General features: G+C 39.7%; 16 protein-coding genes and 1 riboswitch. Of the genes, 1 reads left to right on the forward strand and 15 read right to left on the reverse strand.

The window, feature by feature from the left end:
• Positions 1-42 precede the first annotated feature (42 nt).
• A riboswitch (TPP riboswitch) is annotated at positions 43-158 on the reverse strand.
• A 163-nt stretch (positions 159-321) separates the two neighbouring features.
• The gene (hcp, locus tag ACYQY7_RS01225) at positions 322-1611 is read left to right on the forward strand and encodes a hydroxylamine reductase (protein ID WP_461200337.1); all 1290 of its coding nucleotides are present in this window, start codon (positions 322-324) and stop codon (positions 1609-1611) included.
• 29 nt (positions 1612-1640) lie between these two features.
• Here hcp and ACYQY7_RS01230 read toward each other — a convergent pair whose 3' ends face one another.
• From ACYQY7_RS01230 to ACYQY7_RS01300, 15 genes are all read right to left on the reverse strand, one after another.
• Positions 1641-2168, reverse strand: a complete 528-nt coding sequence (locus ACYQY7_RS01230; protein ID WP_461200338.1) for a thermonuclease family protein — start codon at positions 2166-2168, stop codon at positions 1641-1643.
• Entirely contained in the window at positions 2165-2791 is a 627-nt protein-coding gene (locus tag ACYQY7_RS01235) for a histidine phosphatase family protein (RefSeq protein WP_461200339.1), read from the reverse strand. The genes ACYQY7_RS01230 and ACYQY7_RS01235 overlap by 4 nt, the downstream gene beginning before the upstream one ends.
• Positions 2792-2841: 50 nt before the next feature.
• Positions 2842-3543, reverse strand: a complete 702-nt coding sequence (locus tag ACYQY7_RS01240) for an ABC transporter ATP-binding protein (protein ID WP_461200340.1) — start codon at positions 3541-3543, stop codon at positions 2842-2844.
• Positions 3536-4345 (reverse strand): ABC transporter permease, encoded by an 810-nt coding sequence (locus ACYQY7_RS01245; protein ID WP_461200341.1) that lies wholly within the window; start codon positions 4343-4345, stop codon positions 3536-3538. Before ACYQY7_RS01245 ends, ACYQY7_RS01240 begins: the two co-directional genes overlap by 8 nt.
• Entirely contained in the window at positions 4342-4791 is a 450-nt protein-coding gene (locus ACYQY7_RS01250) for a nitrous oxide reductase accessory protein NosL (RefSeq protein WP_461200342.1), read from the reverse strand. The genes ACYQY7_RS01245 and ACYQY7_RS01250 overlap by 4 nt, the downstream gene beginning before the upstream one ends.
• On the reverse strand, positions 4775-6106 hold the full coding sequence (locus ACYQY7_RS01255; RefSeq protein ID WP_461200343.1) for a right-handed parallel beta-helix repeat-containing protein: 1332 nt from the start codon (positions 6104-6106) through the stop codon (positions 4775-4777). The genes ACYQY7_RS01250 and ACYQY7_RS01255 overlap by 17 nt, the downstream gene beginning before the upstream one ends.
• A gap of 98 nt (positions 6107-6204) precedes the next feature.
• Entirely contained in the window at positions 6205-8133 is a 1929-nt protein-coding gene (locus ACYQY7_RS01260) for a putative bifunctional diguanylate cyclase/phosphodiesterase (RefSeq protein ID WP_461200344.1), read from the reverse strand.
• Between the two features lie 108 nt (positions 8134-8241).
• Entirely contained in the window at positions 8242-10305 is a 2064-nt protein-coding gene (locus tag ACYQY7_RS01265; RefSeq protein ID WP_461200345.1) for a heavy metal translocating P-type ATPase, read from the reverse strand.
• 11 nt (positions 10306-10316) lie between these two features.
• Positions 10317-10622: an ArsR/SmtB family transcription factor gene (locus ACYQY7_RS01270; protein ID WP_461200346.1), complete on the reverse strand. Its 306-nt coding sequence runs from the start codon at positions 10620-10622 to the stop codon at positions 10317-10319.
• An 86-nt stretch (positions 10623-10708) separates the two neighbouring features.
• The gene (locus ACYQY7_RS01275) at positions 10709-11428 is read right to left on the reverse strand and encodes an exonuclease domain-containing protein (protein ID WP_461200347.1); all 720 of its coding nucleotides are present in this window, start codon (positions 11426-11428) and stop codon (positions 10709-10711) included.
• A 3-nt stretch (positions 11429-11431) separates the two neighbouring features.
• Positions 11432-12460 carry a DUF294 nucleotidyltransferase-like domain-containing protein gene (locus ACYQY7_RS01280; RefSeq protein WP_461200348.1) on the reverse strand — a complete coding sequence of 343 codons (1029 nt, stop codon included), beginning with the start codon at positions 12458-12460 and terminating at the stop codon, positions 11432-11434.
• A gap of 13 nt (positions 12461-12473) precedes the next feature.
• On the reverse strand, positions 12474-13787 hold the full coding sequence (locus tag ACYQY7_RS01285) for an ammonium transporter (protein WP_461200349.1): 1314 nt from the start codon (positions 13785-13787) through the stop codon (positions 12474-12476).
• Between the two features lie 453 nt (positions 13788-14240).
• Positions 14241-15185: an endonuclease I family protein gene (locus ACYQY7_RS01290; RefSeq protein WP_461200350.1), complete on the reverse strand. Its 945-nt coding sequence runs from the start codon at positions 15183-15185 to the stop codon at positions 14241-14243.
• 145 nt (positions 15186-15330) lie between these two features.
• On the reverse strand, positions 15331-17586 hold the full coding sequence (locus ACYQY7_RS01295) for a thiamine pyrophosphate-dependent enzyme (RefSeq protein ID WP_461200351.1): 2256 nt from the start codon (positions 17584-17586) through the stop codon (positions 15331-15333).
• 16 nt (positions 17587-17602) lie between these two features.
• Positions 17603-18595, reverse strand: coding sequence for a 2-oxoacid:acceptor oxidoreductase family protein (locus ACYQY7_RS01300; RefSeq protein ID WP_461200352.1), 993 nt, complete (start codon positions 18593-18595; stop codon positions 17603-17605).
• Between the last annotated feature and the right edge of the window lie 30 nt (positions 18596-18625).

Raw genomic sequence — 18625 nt, forward strand, 5'->3', positions numbered from 1 at the left:
AAAATAAAAAACTAGTCGGACAGAATCGACTAGTTTGCATACCGAAAACATAGCCTACTTCCCTCCGCTGGTACAAACCAGATCAGGTTCAAAGGGTTGGAAAACTGATTGCGCGTTTCCCTCTCAGCCATCGCCATCCGGCACCCCTAGTAGTTTAGTTGATTCAATTTTCTTTCATTTTAATACATTCTTTCTCGTCATTCAATATGGAATATTGTCAAATGTTGTTCACATTTTTATATGAAAGTGTGATATGCATCACTTACGACGTACGTATTTTTCCCTATTGTTAAAGTGTTAATAAGAAAAGGAGGGGTTATGATGTTTTGTCACCAATGTGAACAAACACCAATAGGGGGATGTACAGTTGTCGGTGTTTGCGGCAAAGATGAAACCATTGCAAGTTTACAAGATACGATTGTGTTTGCGCTAAAAGGAATTGCAGCATATCGCACGCATGCTCATCAACTTGGATATACCGATCCATTTGTAGATACAACGACACATGAAGCGTTGTATATGACACTAACAAACTCTAACTTTAACGTGCAAGAACATATGGACATGGCGATGAAAGTCGGAAAAGCTGCTATTCGTGTCATGGAATTGCTCGACCGAGCACATACAGAGCGACTCGGCATTCCTCAACCTGTTCGCGTAACGCAAAATAAAATTGAAGGAAAATGTATTCTCGTTACAGGACATAACTTATTTGCCCTTGAACAACTACTAAAACAAACAGAAGGAAAAGGAATTAACATTTACACGCATTCTGAAATGTTGCCTGCGCACGGCTATCCACAATTAAAAAAATATAAACATTTAAAAGGGAATGTCGGAAAAGCATGGTACGACCAACGTCGTCTATTTGAAAAATTCCCTGGCGCCATTTTAGCGACAACAAACTGTGTCATGCCGATTAAAGGCTCGTATGCTGATCGCATGTTTTCATACGATGTAGCTGGATTAGAACATGTACAAAAAATCGAGAATGACGATTTCACGCCGTTAATTGAGAAAGCGTTACAACTTCCAGAAGCAAATATCGAATCAGACGAAACATTAGTTACTGGTTTCCATCACGAAACGGTCATTCAAATTGCGCCAGAAATTATTCAAGCTGTAAAGGAAGGAAAAATTGAACGCTTTTTCGTCATCGCAGGCTGTGACGCGCCTGGAAAAGGCGGCGAATATTATCGTTCATTAGCGACGTCTTTACCGAAAAACACAGTTATTTTAACGACATCTTGTGGAAAATTCCGCTTTAACGACGTAGATTATGGTGTCGTTCCTGGTACAAACATTCCGCGATATATTGATTTAGGACAATGCAACAACTCGATTTCGACAGTAAAAATTGCGATGGCGCTTGCAGAAGCGTTTGGCTGTGAAGTGAATGAACTGCCTGTCAGCATCGTCCTTTCATGGTTTGAACAAAAAGCGGTTGCCATCTTACTCGGATTGTTTAGTTTAGGCATTCAAGACATTCGAATTGGACCGAAAGCACCGCACTTTATTTCTGAAGGCGTACTACATGTACTACAAGATATGTTTGGTCTCAAACTCATCGGCGATGTGGAAGAAGATATGGAAGCGATGCTCGCACATTAAAAGGGCTGTTTCATTCAGCCCTTTTATATTCATGAAGCTTTGTCGGGCCATACGCTCATATTAAATCCTTTTTCTGTTACGTATCCATCCACACTCCAAATACGCTTTTTCGCTTTTTTTGCTTGTTCTTGCGCCTTATATAATCGCTTAGCATATTTCGTATCCGGCTCAAATACGTATGCAACACGTGCCAGCCCTTCCTGTACAATTTTTTCTTGATACAAAGTTCCATCCTCCAACCATATGTACGCAAGCAATCGACCGTAGCGATCATACGGTTGTTCTTTCGCACTTAATTCGACCGTCACTTTTTTGTGAAGAAGGACATCTTTAGCAAATTGCTTTGCTTCTTCACCATACGCCTGTTTTTCACGATACGTTTCTGGCGTGTCAATGTTTAATAGACGAACGGTTACAATCTCCCCATCTTTTTTTATTTTGATTGTATCCCCATCAACAACATATTGTACTGTCGTAACAAACGTCGTTCCTTTATTTTGCTGTACACAACCGCTAATCAAAAAGATGATTGTAAATAAAATAAGCCATTTTCTCATAAATGTGTCATCTCACTTTCAAGATGTGAAATATCTGACTCACATTCTATATTCCACTTTCCTCCTTCAAACGAAACGATGGTCACACTCGTACCGTATACACGGCTATTTTTCCATAACTGTGCGAGCGTTTGCTGTTTCCAATATACAAGAAGCGTACGAATCACCATACCGTGTGTAACGACAAGAATATGACCTTCTGAATGAGTATCGGCAATATGCTGAATGGCAGCGACAGCTCGACGTTGCACATCAAGAAACGTCTCGCCAATGATCGGCTTGTATGCATCTGGGTTATAATAAAAATGATAATGATTTTGCTCGTCTACTTGGGCAATTTCTGCAATTGTTTTTCCTTCCCAATGACCTAAGTAAATTTCACGTAGTCGTTCATCAAAATATATTGGCACATGACGTTGCCCTAACACAATTTGCGCCGTTTCTTTTGTTCGATCGCTCGGGCTACAATACAGAGCCGTAAACGGGACAGTACGTAAACGTTCCTGTAAAAGTGTCGCATGTTTTCTTCCTGTTTCAGTTAAAGATGAATCTTTCCATCCTTGCATGCGTTGTTGTGCATTCCACTCGGTTTCTGCATGGCGAATGACGTATAACTTTAACATCTCTCAATCCTCCTCGAAATGAAAAAAGCAAGCTATATTCGCTTACTTTTTCAGTATGACATATGTTGTGAAATTTGTGCAAAAAATATCGATTCTAACGACTTTCCGTCTTGACAAAGTGTAGAAACCGAATCGTATATGAGCATTTGTCCTTGATGAATAAACGCGACAGTATCTGCAATTTCTTCAACCATTGACAACATATGCGTTGAAAAAAGAATAGCTTTCCCTTTTTCTTTTTCAGAACGAATAAGCCGTTTAAATTCCCATACCCAATACGGATCTAAACCGTTTGTTGGCTCATCCAAAATAAGCAATGGGGCGTCCGCTAAAAGCGCTTGCGCAAACGCAAGCCGTTGTTGCATTCCTTTTGAATACGTCTTTACTTGTTTATGTCGATCATTTGTTAATCCGACAGCATCCAAACATTGTTTGACCCGCTCGTCTGTTGCTCCTTGCCATCGTCCGAATAAAGATAATACTTCATAACCTGTGAACAGGGGGGGGAATTGCAAATGGTCAGGCATAAACGAAAACCATTGCTTGTCGTTGTTTTGAATCGGTTGTCCGTTTACATGTATGTCCCCTTTCGTTGGGGTGAGCTGTCCGATTAACATTTTAATAATAGTGCTTTTTCCTGCGCCGTTACCACCGCATAACGCTAAACATTGTCCCTTCTGAACAGAAAAAGAAATGTTTTCGACTTTATTTTGCTCGTTATATATTTTCGTCAATTGTTTCACTTCAAGCATGTCGTTTCCCTCGTTTCAACCATACATTCACGAAAAACAATGGCACAATAACCCATATGCACGCGATCGCAAGAAATGTAAGTTGTCCACTTGCACTTTCTGCCCATTTTGACCATTCATATAGCTGCGGTCCAAATAGTGCGCTACTTTTCAAAGCGGTGACAGTCCAAACACGCATAAGTTCAACCGGATTCAATATAATGGATAAAGTAAATAAGAAAATGGTCCATTGCTTTGGAACGATTGATAACAAAAATAATACGATAAATTCATAAAATAAAACGAAAAACGCCCAAATAAATAAACTGACACCGAGAGCTTGTAAACGATTAGAGGAAACAAGTCCAACGAATAAAGCGATTGCTAAAAAAATACTCGCTAGTACAATGGTTAGTACAAACGAAAGAAAAACAAACGCCGACCACGTTCCTCCTGTTGCAAAAAGAGCGACACTTGCACTTCCATACCCGAGTGCAACTACTGTCCATAATGATATACAGCTTCCCACATATAAACCAACTGTTAAAGAACGAGTAGAGATCGGATATGTTAATATAAGCGATAAGCGACCATCTTCTTTTTCCCCTGAGATAAATAGGCTCCCTGCTAATAAGGAAACAAGTGGAACGAGTAACAGAGATAAATTTAATAAAGACGCTGTCGAACGTGTGAATACTCCTGCTGTTTCGTGTCCGCTACTGGCGATCACAGTTGATGATAGAACGGCAAACAAAACAGCAAAAGTTATGAGCCATTTGCTACGAATCATCATCATCCATTGGTACTTTATCGCTGTATTCATTGTTCAAATCCCCACCGATGTTGTTTTAGTTGCTCATATGTCCATAATTGCCCTTCCCCTTCTTGTTCCATGTACTCTTTGGCGTTTTTTTCATTTGCAAATGAAACGACTCCATAGTTCATCGGCGTCCAATAATTTGGATTGTATACGTAAACAGCTTGCTCAAACTCAATCCACTCGCCGTTTGTCACATCGCGAACGTACAACTTTGCAATGTCATCTTTGTTTTGTTTATTCGTCCACTCAATCATACAGCCTATATCATCAAATTTATGCACCGTTCCATCTTTTAAAATCGCTTCCGTTGCATACTGCTCCGCTACGATACTCATATTGCAAACAACGCACACATCAATATCTGGATTAATCTCTTCTGGCTCATACGTTTTCGTTCCACTACATGCGACAAGAAAACATGTAAATAAAACACTAACTATTTTTTTCATGTATCGCTCTCCTCCCATATCCAATCATAAACAAGCTACTCATAAATAAAGTGCTTCCAAACAACAACAGTTTCCACGATCTTTCGTTTGTTTCGTTTTTATTGCGATCGACTTCCATAAGTGGAAAGCGATCTTCCCCTTGCGCTTGTGCTTGCGTAAAAAATGATTCTGTTGTATCGAGAAGTGCTAACGCCGGACTTTGAAAATAAAATTGCACACTTGGCCATTTCCGCAACAGTCGACTATACATGGAACGAATGCGATGTGGGGTATCACCAATCCCATCGTCGTTAAAATCATAAAATTGATAAGAATCCCAATAATTCCCTTTATGTCCATCATCAAATGCAATAGGCGTACCTTGAATAATTGCGTCTTCCATATTTCCTAAAAATTTATTTTTGAAAACAATTGTGTCGGGGTTTTCATATAAACTATGCAATGCACGATAGTTACCGATAAACTCATTGCCTTTTATATGACAATGACGTGCGTTTTGTAAAGATAAAGCTGTGCTATTATAAAGTAATGTATTGTTGTGCATTACGACATGTTCGCTATCGTAAATGAGTGCTCCATATCCACGATAATCCAGCTGTTTTGTAATCGTATTATGTTCAATCGTAAACTGCTTTGACATCATCATCATCAGTCCATTAATGTTTTCTGTCAGCACATTTTCTTTTGCCACTCCACCTTCAGAGTACATAAAATGAATCGCATAGCGGGCATCTGTTACTTTATTTTTTTCCATCACGGTTTGCTTAGCCCAATCTAAATAAATGCCATCTTGCACACGTGAAATATGATTTTCCCGCACAACAGCATGGTTTGTCTTCAATAGGTGAATACCGTTTCCTCGTTGCGCAAAGTGAATATCCCGTCCACGAATTGCATTGTTTAAGAGATTGATATGTGTTCCCTTTTCTACATAAATACCGTAATGCACATCTTCTATGCTCACATGTTTTAACGTAACATGTGAACTTTCTTGAATGAGCACACCAGCCCCTTTTCCATACGCGCTGTTACGAACCGTTAACCCTTCGACATGAACCCGAGGGGCACGAATGGCAACAACATATTCGCTTCCTCCTCCATCAACTACCGCGCCAGGCTCAGCAGCAAGATGAAGCGGCTTGCGAATAATAATTGGACCTTTGTATATCCCTTTTTTCACGATTAGCACGTCGCCAGCATGCGCCTCATCAATAGCTTGTTGCAACTGTTCATGTACTTCAATCTTTTCTCCATATACTGTTTTTGTAAACAAAAGTGTAACTATGGATATGAGCAAAAAAAATAAGCTACGCATGTTCACTCAGTCCTCGTGTTTGTCTTTTATACGTCCACATTAATGTAAATTTGTGAAGAAAAAAGAAAATATATGTGAACAAAACGTGAAAAGAGACGCTAATGAAGCGCCCCTCTCGTTTCGTTATGCTGTTCGAGCCATTGCAACAACTTTTCTGCTTCTAGCGACTGACTAAAATAAAACCCTTGCGCGAAATCACAATCCATTTTTTGTAACAACAATACTTGATCGTCGCGTTCTACTCCTTCGGCGAGTACTTGTAAATCTAAACTTTTTGCTAAGTGGATAATTGTATCGACGATCGTTGCATCTTTCGAATTATCTGTGATGTCACGAATAAATGAGCGGTCGATTTTCAATAATGAAACAGGCAAATTTCGAATATATGCAAGCGATGAAAAACCAGTACCAAAATCATCAATCGCTACTTGAATGCCAAGCTGTTTTAACTCTGTTAAAATATGCTTTCCTGTTTCTATATTTTCCATTAGTCCACTTTCGGTTATCTCTAAAATTAAATAGTTCGGTGGAAACTGTGTTTCTTGCAAAATATTTTTCACATGCGTCACAAATTCTTTTCGATTGAGTAGAAATGGTGATAAGTTCACTGCGAGTTTTAGGGTCGGAAAGTGAGTTTGCCATTGTTTTACTTGTCGACACGCTTCGTTTAATACCCACGTTGTAATTTCAAAAATAAATCCATTTTTCTCTACAATCGGAATAAACTCTAATGGCGAAATCGCACCAAGCGTTGGATGCGTCCAACGCATAAGCGCCTCGACTCCCATAATAGCTTTGTTATCTAACGATACTTTCGGTTGATAACATAAATAAAACTGATTGTTCAATAACGCAAGGGGCAACTCTTGTTCAATCATCGTTTTTCGATTTTGCTGTGGATGATAAAAATGATACCCTTTCCCTCTTTCCTTCGCATAGCAAAGCGCTTGGTCAGCTTGTTTCAACAACGTATCTAAGTCTGTACCGTCTTGCGGAAAGAACGTCACTCCAATAGAAAGGGCTGATTGAATGACATGCTTTTTATATCGAAATGGCTGTACAAACGATTGAAGCAAATGCTCCATGCGCTCCACAATCATTTCTTTGTTCACGTCATGTAGCACGATGACAAACTCATCGCCACCGATGCGAGCAAAAAAGTCTTCTTGTTGCAAATGTTGCTGAATGCGGCGAACAGCTTCTTGTAAAAAAAAATCCCCTGCTTGATACGAAAAACGATCGTTAATCCACTTAATTTTGTCAAAATCAATGTAACATAAGGCAAATGGTTTTTTTTGTTGAATCATATGTTCAACATACACTTCAAAATAAAAGCGATTTGGAATGCCGGTTAACGAATCGAAATGTTTTAATTTTGCAAGTGCTTCCTCGCAACATTTCCACTTTGTAATATCTTTTGCCACAACAATGACATGTTCAATTTCGTTTTGCTCATTGAACAACGGTTGAGCATGCATGTGAATCCATATAAAATGCCCTTCGTTTGTGCGCCAACGGCATTCCACAGTTGTTTCTTTTTCTTTTGTCGCATAAATTGTATGTAATTTTTCCATTAGAAGCGGTATGTCATCATGGTGAACAAAAGAAAATAATTCTTGGCTACAAACTTCTTTTTCGTATTTCAACACATATTGGGCAGTTGGCGAAACGTACGTAATCTCTCCTTCTGCTGATAAAATAAAGGTAAATTCGGATGAAAGCGAAGCTATCGAAGAAGTAAGACGCATGTCGATAAACGGCTCGTATTGATAAGTAAGCCCCAGAGCCCGCAATGTTCCTTCTTTGTTATACAAAGCTGTTGCTTGTACATATACATCGTGTTGCTCATTTGCTTTTTTTACAATGGCATACGAAGTCATACGACCGTTTTTCGCTTCTTGAATAAACTTTCTTAATAAATCGTCATCCATAACACGATGATAAAAATGTTGAAAAAAATGTTCATCTGCTCCTAAAATTTTTCCATTTGGGGCAATGACAGCGATTGCTTGCATCATCTTATTCATCCTCTTTGTTGTTAAAGTTCTACCTTCATTTTCACTAAAAACGGTGAAAAAATCAACAACGTTTCTAATATTTCTGAACAATATCCTTTTTTAGGAAAGCGCACAACTTTAGATCGTGCGCTTTTCCCATAAAATCAATAAGCTAAGCAGACTAACAAAAATCGTTGCACCCATGTCGGATAAAATAGCAATCCATAATGTTAACCAACCTGGAATGGTTAATAGTAGCGCTGTTGCTTTTAACGAAAGAGCAATCGCGATGTTTAAACGAATGGTACGATTTACTCGCCGAGCGATCGCGATAGCCTCCGGCAATTTTCCAAGATGATCTTGCATAAGCACAATATCAGCTGTTTCAATTGCACTATCTGTCCCTTTCCCCATAGCGATGCCAAGATGCGCATGAGCAAGCGCAGGGGCATCATTCATTCCGTCTCCTACCATCGCTACCGTATCATTTTTCATTAACTCTTTTATTTTTTCTACTTTTTGTTCTGGAAGAAGTTGCGCGAATATATGTGTCACTCCAACTTGTTTAGCAACTTGTTGTGCCGTTTTTTCGTGATCTCCTGTTAACATGACCGTGCGCTGAATACCAATACGGTGTAGTTGTTGAATGACCTTTTTGCTCTCTTCACGTATTTCATCAGCGATGCCGAATAAACCAAGTATACGTTGTTCATCTGCTACAAAAACAATCGAACGTCCTTCACATTTTAACTTTTCGGCATCTTTTTGAATTTGTTCGGTGAACAGTTGGTGATCAAACATTCTTTCATTTCCGATACGATACCATTTTCCATCGACTTTCCCTTCCATACCACTCCCAGTTCGCGTTGCCATTTGCTCTGGTTGTTTATATGCTATGTGATGTTGCTTTGCTTTTTTTACAATCGCTTGCGCAAGCGGATGAGAAGAAACACTTTCTAAAGATGCAGCGATGCGAAGTAACTCATTTTCATCGATATATGCGATCACGTCTTTTACATGAGGCTTTCCTTTTGTAATCGTTCCTGTTTTATCAAAAGCAATCGTGCGTACGCGTCCAAGTGTCTCTAAGTGAACGCCACCTTTCACTAACACCCCTTTTTTCGCGTTCCGCGTCATACCTGCTAACAAAGCAATCGGTGAAGATAAAATAAGTGCACAAGGGCATCCAACAATTAACACAGCTAAACCTTGATATAATGAATCGTGCCAAGATCCCCCGAACCATAAAGGCGGAATCGTCATCACTAATAACGAAACAATCATAATGAAAGGAGTATAATATTTCGCAAAACGATGAATGAATAATTCAAGCGGTATTTTTGTCTCTTGTGCTTCTTGGACGAGATGTAAAATTTTTGACAAAGAGCTGTCTTTATATTGTTTTGTAATTTGAACATGTAACATCCCCTCATTATTCACACTTCCACCATACACACTCATTCCTTTTTCCTTTTCAATAGGCATTGCTTCGCCTGTGATCGCCGCCTCATTGACGGAGCTTTTCCCTTCAATGACAACACCATCTGATGGAATTTTTTCACCAGGGCGAACAAGCACCACATCGCCAACTTGTAACGACCCAATGGGGACGACATGCATTTGTCCGTTCGAGATAAGAAGTGCTTCTTTTGGCGCTTGTTTCAGTAGCATGTCAAGCGAGCGACGTGCTCGTTCCATACCTAGTCCTTCTAAATATTCGTTAATGCCGAATAAAATGGCAACGACAGCCGCTTCCTTCCACTCACCGATTCCAAACGCCCCGATCAAAGCAATCGTCATTAACGTATCCATATTGAAACGAAAACGAATGATATTTTTCAACCCTTTAATAAATGTTTTATATCCGCTAAGTGCTATCGCAGTCATATAAATAACAACGTTCGCACCACCCATGTCCAAACGCTCAAGCGCGAGCGCCATGAAAAAAAGAAAAATAGATGCACCTACAAAGTAGAGGAGCGGATTTTGTTTTTTTGGCGCCTCCTCATCATCTACTATATATGCTCCATCTGTCGCTAAAATCGTCCGTACTTTTTCTAAATCGATGCGTTCATGCACACGTAATTTTCCGCTATTGTAGCTTAACGTTGCTCCTTCGCCATACGGAAGTGACTGAATTTGTTCTTCTAATGCTCGTGCGCAATTTGCGCATGTCAACCCTTTCACTTGATACTCCTTCACTTGACTCCCCCCTAATGATCACGCGCATGACGTATCGTTTGTTCAAGAATGTGCAACACATGCTCATCGTCATGCGAATAATATAACGTCGTGCCCTCTCTTCGATATTTCACAAGGCGTAAATTTTTTAAAAAACGGAGCTGATGAGATACGGTCGATTGTAAAAGTGATAAACGATTCGCAATCTCTGTTACTGAAAACTCACCAGATGAAAGTAAATGTAAAATACGAATACGCGTTGGGTCGCTTAACGCTTTAAACGTTTGCGATACGATAAAAAGCGTTTCTTCATCTAACGGTTCATATTGCTGTCCCATGCAATCCCCCTCTTTCAATATATGAATATATGTTCATATAAGTTAATGAAATTGTATAATTTTTCGTAAAAAAAGTCAACATTCGTTTAGGAACGTTGACTAAGTAACGCATATAAATCATGTAGCGTGTCGATTTTCAACCGCTGCAAGTCCGCAAAAACCCGCTTCCAAATCCCAAATAAACTCATGACATCTCCTTTCGCTGTATGACGATCAACAGGGGATAAATGGTAAAATGATAATGCATCATCGAGTGTTGGAAATGAATCGTGATATACGCATTCCATAATGTTTCTCATTTCTATTGCTGTTTGTTGTAAAACTGTACGATAGTTGCGCGATAAAAATTCATTTAAAAACGCAACATCGTGCTGAATATGATAACCAAGTAAAATGCTGTGGTTCAAAAAAGAAAGGATATGATGAATTTCCTCCTCTAGTAACGGAGCGCATGCGACATCGTCATTTGTTATCCCTGTAAGCGCAACAACATGTTCTGGAATAAGGCGTTTTGGTCGGAAATTGGAACAATATAAATCAAGTGATTCGCCCTTTTTTGTTTTTAAAGCAGCAAGCGAAAAAATTTCATCTCCCCTTTGCGGAGAAAAGCCTGTCGTCTCTGTATCTAATAAAATAAACATCACGTCAGAAAGTGGCGTTTCGAGCGAATACGTATGTTTTTTTGCTTCTTTCATCATTTTTCGAATCCACGACTCTTGTTGAAAAGTTGGACCGACCGCTGTTGCTTGATCATATCGAAGACCAAGCGATAATATGCGACTGATCCATTGAAACGGCCGCTCCATTAATCACACCCACTTCCTCGCATAACGTTGCACTTTTTTTGCTACTGTCAGAGCTCTTTTTAATCGTTGTTTTTCTTCTTTGGACAAATGACAAATGATCAAATTGTTTCCTTCTAACGAACAACGTAAACGAAAATACAAAAACGTCTCAAACGCTTCTTCTATCCGTTCAAACAACCGTTGTGAACAACCATTTTCATTATACCAACGTGTCAATCGCTCAAATGTTGAATGCGCATCAATAAATTGTTTTTGAACAGCAACCCATTTGAACATATGATTGAGCTGAACATATCCTCCTTGTTTTATATCAATCATTCCACTCTTTTCTCCCCAACGTTCTACGTATACGCGACCAAAAGGACCGATAGGCACAAAAGGAATACGAATGCTATCAATCATTCGGTTACGCAAAGAAAAAGTTGTTGCTATTTTTTTATACAACGTTTCTTTCAATTGAGTAACTAATGAATACTCGCCATAAATCGGACGCATATCAACCAACATAGACAAATAGCGAATATCATCTATATGCTCATTTTGTACATACTTGTCGATTTGCTCTTCCCAATCGTCTGCTTCCTTTAGCCATCTTTTATTTGTTGCCATCACATGCCCCGTACAATATGGATAACCGATTTCGTTTAAAAAAAGAACCCCCATACGTGCATACTCACGCATATATGCATAACAATCGTCTTTTTCGCTATGCAAGCATGAAAAAATCACTCCGTTATCTTGATCCGTCCAGACGGTCGGCTCCTTTCGTCCGCTGCTTCCCATCACAAACCAACAAAAAGAAGAAGGTTTTTTGCCCATTCCCCTTCGATCAACTTCTCGTTCAGCTAACAACAACGCTTGTTTCATGAGTGTATCGTGGCACATACAAAGCGCATCGTATACATCAAATATATCGTAAAAAGAAAATGAAAAAGAAGAGAGGAGAAAAGCAACTTCATCATGAAGTTGCTTTAATTGTGCTGTATCGATGCATTGTTCCGCCCGAGCGACAATTGAGTCCAAAGCATTCATATGATCACCATTTTCATAACGAACGAGATGAAACAACGGTTGGTGGTTGTTGATAAGTCGGGTCTAAATACTCTGGATATCCGTATGAACCATGCTCGCTAATATCAAGTCCAGAAATTTCTTGATCAGGTGTCACTCGCAAACCGATCGTTTTTTTCAAAGCATATAAGATTATAAACGAAACAACCGCTACATACACTGCTGCACCTAAAACACCAATCGTTTGAACAAAGAGCTGATCTACTCCCCCACCATAAACCAATCCTGGTTTTCCAATTCCTGTTTTTTCTACAAGGCGTGGCGAAGCGAAAAAGCCAGTTGAAATCGTTCCAACAATGCCGGCTATACCATGAACAGAAAATGCATAAATCGGGTCATCAATGCCTTTTCGCTCAAAATATACAGACGTCCAAAATGTAAATGATCCCGCAACAGCACCAATGACTGCTGCCGCCCACGGCTCGACGAACGCGCATGCTGCTGTAATCGCAACAAGCGCCGCTAATACACCGTTAACCATCGCAGGAATATCCGCTTTTCCAACGAGCCATTTTGCTGTCAAAATGGAAGCAATTGCTCCAGCAGCTGCTGCAATATTTGTTGTTAACGCGACATAACCAAAAAATCCATCTGCGGTTCCCATTGTACTTCCTGCATTAAATCCAAACCAGCCAACCCATAAGACGAAGCCACCAATAACGGTATATACTTGGTTATGACCTGGAATGTAGTTAGGTGTCCCATCTTTGTTAAATTTTCCAATTCGTGATCCTAGTAGCAACGTTGCGACTAATGCGGCAATCGCGCCTTGTAAATGAACAACTGTTGAACCCGCAAAATCTTGCATTCCCATTTCTCCAAGCCAGCCACCTCCCCATACCCAATGACCGATGACAGGGTAAATAGCGACGGTAAAAATCGTTCCAAAAATAAAGTAAACGGATAATTTCGCTCGTTCAGCGAATCCTCCCCACGCAATCGCTAAAGATACCCCAACAAAAGCAAGCTGGAATAAAAATTTTAACTCGAGCGGTACATTCGCCCATGAAAGCGAGGCGAACGTTTCTGTTCCTTCCTTTAAAAACCATCCTTCTGTACCAATGAATCCATTCCCCTTTCCAAATGTAATGGCGAAACCAGCTGCCCAAAATGCAAGTGAGGCAATGGCAAAGCTTAATATTTGTTTTCCGGCGACATGGCCAGCATTTTTCATTCGCGTCGAACCTGCTTCTAACAAAGCAAATCCGACTTGCATTCCAATGACTAAAATCGCTCCTAACATAACCCAAAGTGAATCAAGCGCCAAACTCAACTGTGCCTCATTCATTCTCATCTCTCCCTTATGTTATTTTTTATAACATTAATGGTTATAATATATTACATAAACAAAAAGAAATGCAACAGTTTTTTGAAAATTTTTTATTTAAATGTTATTTCTCATCACACAAAAAAGAGTGCCTCGTTGGAGACACTCCTACAATTAAATTAGAAACATGGCGACAATTGTCGTTACAATTAATCGTGTAATAACTGGCATAACATGATAAAATAAAACTTTTAAAAATGATGCTAATAGAGATCGACAACGATCCTGTTGCTGTAATCGCTAACAAAAAGATGCCTACCATACAAACTAAAGATGTATCTTTGTGCCAAACCATCCATGCGATAATGGTACAAATAAACGAGACGTAAATCCAATGTAACACTGTTAGCTTTACTCCCCCTTTTCACAAACTGTAATACAGCATATGAAAAAGAGGATGATGGATGCGAACGCCTATCTGCTTTTACGACCAATCAAAAAATAAAGTTGATCAACAAGGTTTGGTTTATCGATAAATGGGTTGCGATTTCCTTGAATTCGAAAAATTGCCGCGTTTCGATGTTTCTCATATGTTGTAACAGGAAATTGTTCATGCCATTGAACAAGTAGCGGAATATAGACCTGATCAATAAACGGCGGTTTAATTGCTCGCGGATAACGAACAAGAAAATATAGCATCGCTCGCGCCACCGCTCCTTTTCCGTGTTCAGGTTCAAAATGCTCCTCATATGCCACACCGCAATCATTTTGAATGACTTCATCAGGAGACTCTGGTTCATAAAACGGAAAATCTGCATACGGAAAATTCGAGCGGATGGAATTGCATCGCGGTTCACAAACAAATAAGTGATGCAAGTCACCTTTCATCGGTTCCTTTGCCCCAAACCAAGATTGCGGAACAACATGCTCTGCATTAAATTTGAACTGTCGATCAACCATTTTCATTTTTTGCTCAAAATCGAGCTCACCTTTTTTTGCTTTTTTTACAAGCTGAACAAATTGTTCATACCGCTTTTGAATTGTTTCATAGTCTTGTAAAATAATTGTACGTGGATCTTTCTTTTTTCCCGAATAAATGCTTTTTACTGTTCCATCTGGCTGCAAATCAACCCACGTGTATAAATAGTAATCTTTGCTTAAAAAATACGGGATGCGGCGTATATGCGTCCGCTTCATTAAATCGTGATATGCTTGAAATAACAACTTTCCGTCCACTTGATCATTGATATGTTCGTAATATCGCTCAATAATGCGCATTTCCTCATTTTCGTTATAATATAAAGCATTATGGTACTGAATCTTTTGTTGATTCTCAATTAATTCTCGGAAAATCTCTTTTTGTGTTTCTTCCCACCGCTTCAACTGCTCCGCGTGTTGAAGGATAACATCTTCCACCATTCTTCTCTCCAATCATTTTTTACTATAATGTATTCATGTATTGTCCACTATGCTTTCGCCCTTCTATTTCATACGCCTATTATAATATGTGAACAATAAAAAATAGAACTGAACGTTATGTCCAGTTCCATTTTTCATCAAGCCTTTATAAATACGGATGTTCATGCATCGCTTTTAAACGCCGCCATCTTCGCTCTACCTCTTGTTCAAAAGCAATGAGCAACTCACGATTTTCTTCTTTTAATAGATGTTTCGCTTTGCCCATATATTTTAACCATTCTTGCAACGGAATACGCTTATTTTTTTCTTCTGGATCGTACGTAATTGTCGTTTTCCCACGCTCTACTTCATATAACGGAAAGAAACATGAATCTACTGCTGCTTTCATGATTTTTTCCCCATATCTTTCTTCAGATTTCCAATTTAATGGACATGTAATCAATAGCTTACCATATGCTGTTCCTTCATGTTGGGCATACCACTGAGCTTTTGCCGCTTTTTTAATTAAATCTTGCGGAAATGCTTCTGTTGCTGTAAACACGTATGGAATATTTGTAGACGCCATAATTTGCGGCGTATCTTTATGATGGAACGCTTTTCCTTTCTGTGTTTTTCCTACACCCGTTGTACTTGTCATATGTCCGATCGGCGTTGAATACGACATTTGCGATCCTGTATTCATATATCCTTCGTTATCGTATTCTAACATAATGAGTTTATGATTACGAAGTGCTGTGCCAATTGCCGATCCCATGCCAATATCCATGCCACCGTCGCCTGTCACCATAACAAATGTGATATCGTCAGAAATTTGAATATCTCCACGGCGTTTCATCTCAAAAAACGCTTCTACCGCCCCAGATAATGTGGCTGGACCATTTTGGAACAAGTTATGAATCATTGTTTGCTTATGCGAGCTATACGGATAAGCTGTTGTCACCACGTAAGCACAGCCTGTTTGAAATAAAACGACAACATCCCCTTCAATCCCTTTAAAAAACAGCTCAAGAGCTGGGAAAATCCCACATCCCGGACATGCTCCATGACCAGGGGCTAATCGTTTCGGCTTAGCTGTTAACGCTCGGAGCGGAGGAAGTTTCACTTTTAATCTTTTTGTCTCTTTATCTTCAGTCACTTGAATAAGTCCGCTTTTAAATGCGTCGCCATACATAGGCTCGATGGCTTGTTCCCATTTATGTTTTGGATCTCCTGGCACATGCCCAAAATAATCAAATGGCTTTTCTGCAAATCCCTTGTCTAATGTTCGTAAAGCGATGTTAAAAAATTCCTTCGCATCATCTGGATAAAAATCTTTTCCACCAAGTCCAAAAATGCGCGTTAAAACAATCGTTTGATTATGTGGATCTTCTTTTAACGCCGACTTGATTTCATGCGTCATATTTCCTCCATGCGCCCCATATGAATCGGCACGCTCCCCTACAAGAAGAACTTTTACATGTTTACATGCTTGACGAATCTCCTCACTCGGAAATGGACGAATGATATTCGGACTAATGACACCTACTTTTACTCCTTTAGCTCGCAATTGATCGACAACATCTTTTGCCGTTTCAGCTGCTGAGTTAATTAAAAATAACGCCACTTCAGCATCTTCCATTTTATATACATCAAGGAGAGGATATTCTCGTCCTGACAATTGTGCATATTGTCGCGCTACCTGTTGAAATACATCAGCTGCTCGGTATAATGCTTCTGATTGTTGATAATGATTGTTAATTAAGTCGTCGCCGTTCATATGCGCACCAATCGTTATCGGTTTACGCGGATCAGATGCGTTTGGAAAATGAGTCGGACGTTCACCGATAAAAGCCTGAACAACTTGACGATCTTTAAAATATTGAACTTTTCGTTTTTGATGCGACGTGAAAAATCCGTCGTATGCCACGATGACTGGCAAACGTACATCTTCATGCTCGGCAATTTTTAAAGCCATAATATTCATATCATATACCGCTTGTGGTGTACGTGCCGTTAAAATGACCCATCCTGTATTTAAAGCAAAATATAAGTCGGAATGGTCCCCACGAATATCTAACGGCCCGCTAATCGAACGCGTCACTAAATTCATAACCATCGGAAAACGTGTACCCGATTGAACAGGTAGCTGTTCGAGCATATACATAAGTCCATTTGCACTCGTTGCATTAAACACACGAGCACCCATCACGGCTGCCCCATAGCAAATCCCTGCGGATCCGTGCTCTCCATCGGCAGGAATAAGTACAATATTATGTTCCCCGCGCGCTTTCATTTGATCTAATAGCTGAGCAATTTCTGTTGACGGTGTAATTGGAAAATACCCCATCAGATGATAATTAATTTGCGCAGCAGCAAGAGCAGCCATTTCATTTCCAGATTCAAATGTGATCGCTTGTTCCATATCTACTCTCCTCCTTTCAAACTGTCATTCGTTTTACTGTATGAGCTTCGGCAAAACCAACTTGTTCACGATATGACGTTAATGCACTCGTTGGACATGCTTCTACACATTTCAAACAACCTTTGCAATATTGATAATCTATCCCTTTCAAAAACATTTGTTTTCTGCCTTTCCGATCTTCTTCTTCTTTCCAAACGAAACAAAAATCTGGACAAACGGTGTCGCATGCGGCACAGTGAATACAGTCTTTCTCCTCCCATTTCGGCAAAAATCCTTGCCGTGAGCCACTCAAATCTTTCAATACGCTATTTCCGTTCGTTACAATGACGCCACCGATCGTTTGTGTCTCATAACCAAACAAAATATACGGACGAGAAAACGGCTCTCCTGTTTCTAATGAAACGGATTCACTCTCGTGAAAACGAACTTCTTCATATCCACGTTCAAATGTACGAATGTTTGCCTCAACGAGATGCGGATATTTTTTTTCAAACGTTTTGCGAATCACTTGCTTCATTTTCTCAGGGTCAAGAAAGTGACAAATACGAAATAATGCCCCGAGCATAGCTGTATTCACTTTTGTTTTTTCCTCTACTGCAATTCCAAGCGCATCGACAACAGCAAGCGTTCCGTATGACAACCGTAAATCGCGGCGAATATGTTCGGCACTTCGCATGGAATTGACGAGCACAACACCATTCGGCTGCAATCCGCTCACAACATCAACCATTTTATAAAGCGCTTCATGAAAAACTCCAATAACATGCGGTTGTTCAATCGGACTATGATCGCGAATATGTACATGCTCATCACAAAAACGAATGTAACTTTTCACCGGTGATCCTTTCTTTTCAGACCCGTATGTTGAAAAGTTGGTAGCGTTTAAGTCGTGTCCGAGCGCCCCAACTTCGGCAAGCATTTTTCCTGCCAAATTCGCCCCCAATCCCCCGATGGATTCCAAACGTATTTCAAAAAACCCTAACTCATTTGTTTTTGGTAAAATAGACATCATATCCCCCCTCATCCATTAGTCGTTTTT

Source organism: Anoxybacillus sp. TBDG-1, from assembly GCF_054815885.1.

Excerpts from the sequence above, each read along its gene's own strand:
- ACYQY7_RS01300 (WP_461200352.1), bottom strand. The coding sequence starts at position 18,595 with ATGTCTATTTTACCAAAAACAAATGAGTTAGGGTTTTTTGAAATACGT.
- ACYQY7_RS01245 (WP_461200341.1), bottom strand. The coding sequence starts at position 4,345 with ATGAATACAGCGATAAAGTACCAATGGATGATGATGATTCGTAGCAAA.
- ACYQY7_RS01260 (WP_461200344.1), bottom strand. The coding sequence starts at position 8,133 with ATGAATAAGATGATGCAAGCAATCGCTGTCATTGCCCCAAATGGAAAA.
- ACYQY7_RS01270 (WP_461200346.1), bottom strand. The coding sequence starts at position 10,622 with ATGGGACAGCAATATGAACCGTTAGATGAAGAAACGCTTTTTATCGTA.
- ACYQY7_RS01235 (WP_461200339.1), bottom strand. The coding sequence starts at position 2,791 with ATGTTAAAGTTATACGTCATTCGCCATGCAGAAACCGAGTGGAATGCA.
- ACYQY7_RS01295 (WP_461200351.1), bottom strand. The coding sequence starts at position 17,586 with ATGGAACAAGCGATCACATTTGAATCTGGAAATGAAATGGCTGCTCTT.
- ACYQY7_RS01280 (WP_461200348.1), bottom strand. The coding sequence starts at position 12,460 with ATGAATGCTTTGGACTCAATTGTCGCTCGGGCGGAACAATGCATCGAT.
- ACYQY7_RS01250 (WP_461200342.1), bottom strand. The coding sequence starts at position 4,791 with ATGAAAAAAATAGTTAGTGTTTTATTTACATGTTTTCTTGTCGCATGT.
- ACYQY7_RS01275 (WP_461200347.1), bottom strand. The coding sequence starts at position 11,428 with ATGGAGCGGCCGTTTCAATGGATCAGTCGCATATTATCGCTTGGTCTT.
- ACYQY7_RS01290 (WP_461200350.1), bottom strand. The coding sequence starts at position 15,185 with ATGGTGGAAGATGTTATCCTTCAACACGCGGAGCAGTTGAAGCGGTGG.
- ACYQY7_RS01230 (WP_461200338.1), bottom strand. The coding sequence starts at position 2,168 with ATGAGAAAATGGCTTATTTTATTTACAATCATCTTTTTGATTAGCGGT.
- ACYQY7_RS01240 (WP_461200340.1), bottom strand. The coding sequence starts at position 3,543 with ATGCTTGAAGTGAAACAATTGACGAAAATATATAACGAGCAAAATAAA.
- ACYQY7_RS01255 (WP_461200343.1), bottom strand. The coding sequence starts at position 6,106 with ATGCGTAGCTTATTTTTTTTGCTCATATCCATAGTTACACTTTTGTTT.
- ACYQY7_RS01285 (WP_461200349.1), bottom strand. The coding sequence starts at position 13,787 with ATGAATGAGGCACAGTTGAGTTTGGCGCTTGATTCACTTTGGGTTATG.
- hcp (WP_461200337.1), top strand. The coding sequence starts at position 322 with ATGTTTTGTCACCAATGTGAACAAACACCAATAGGGGGATGTACAGTT.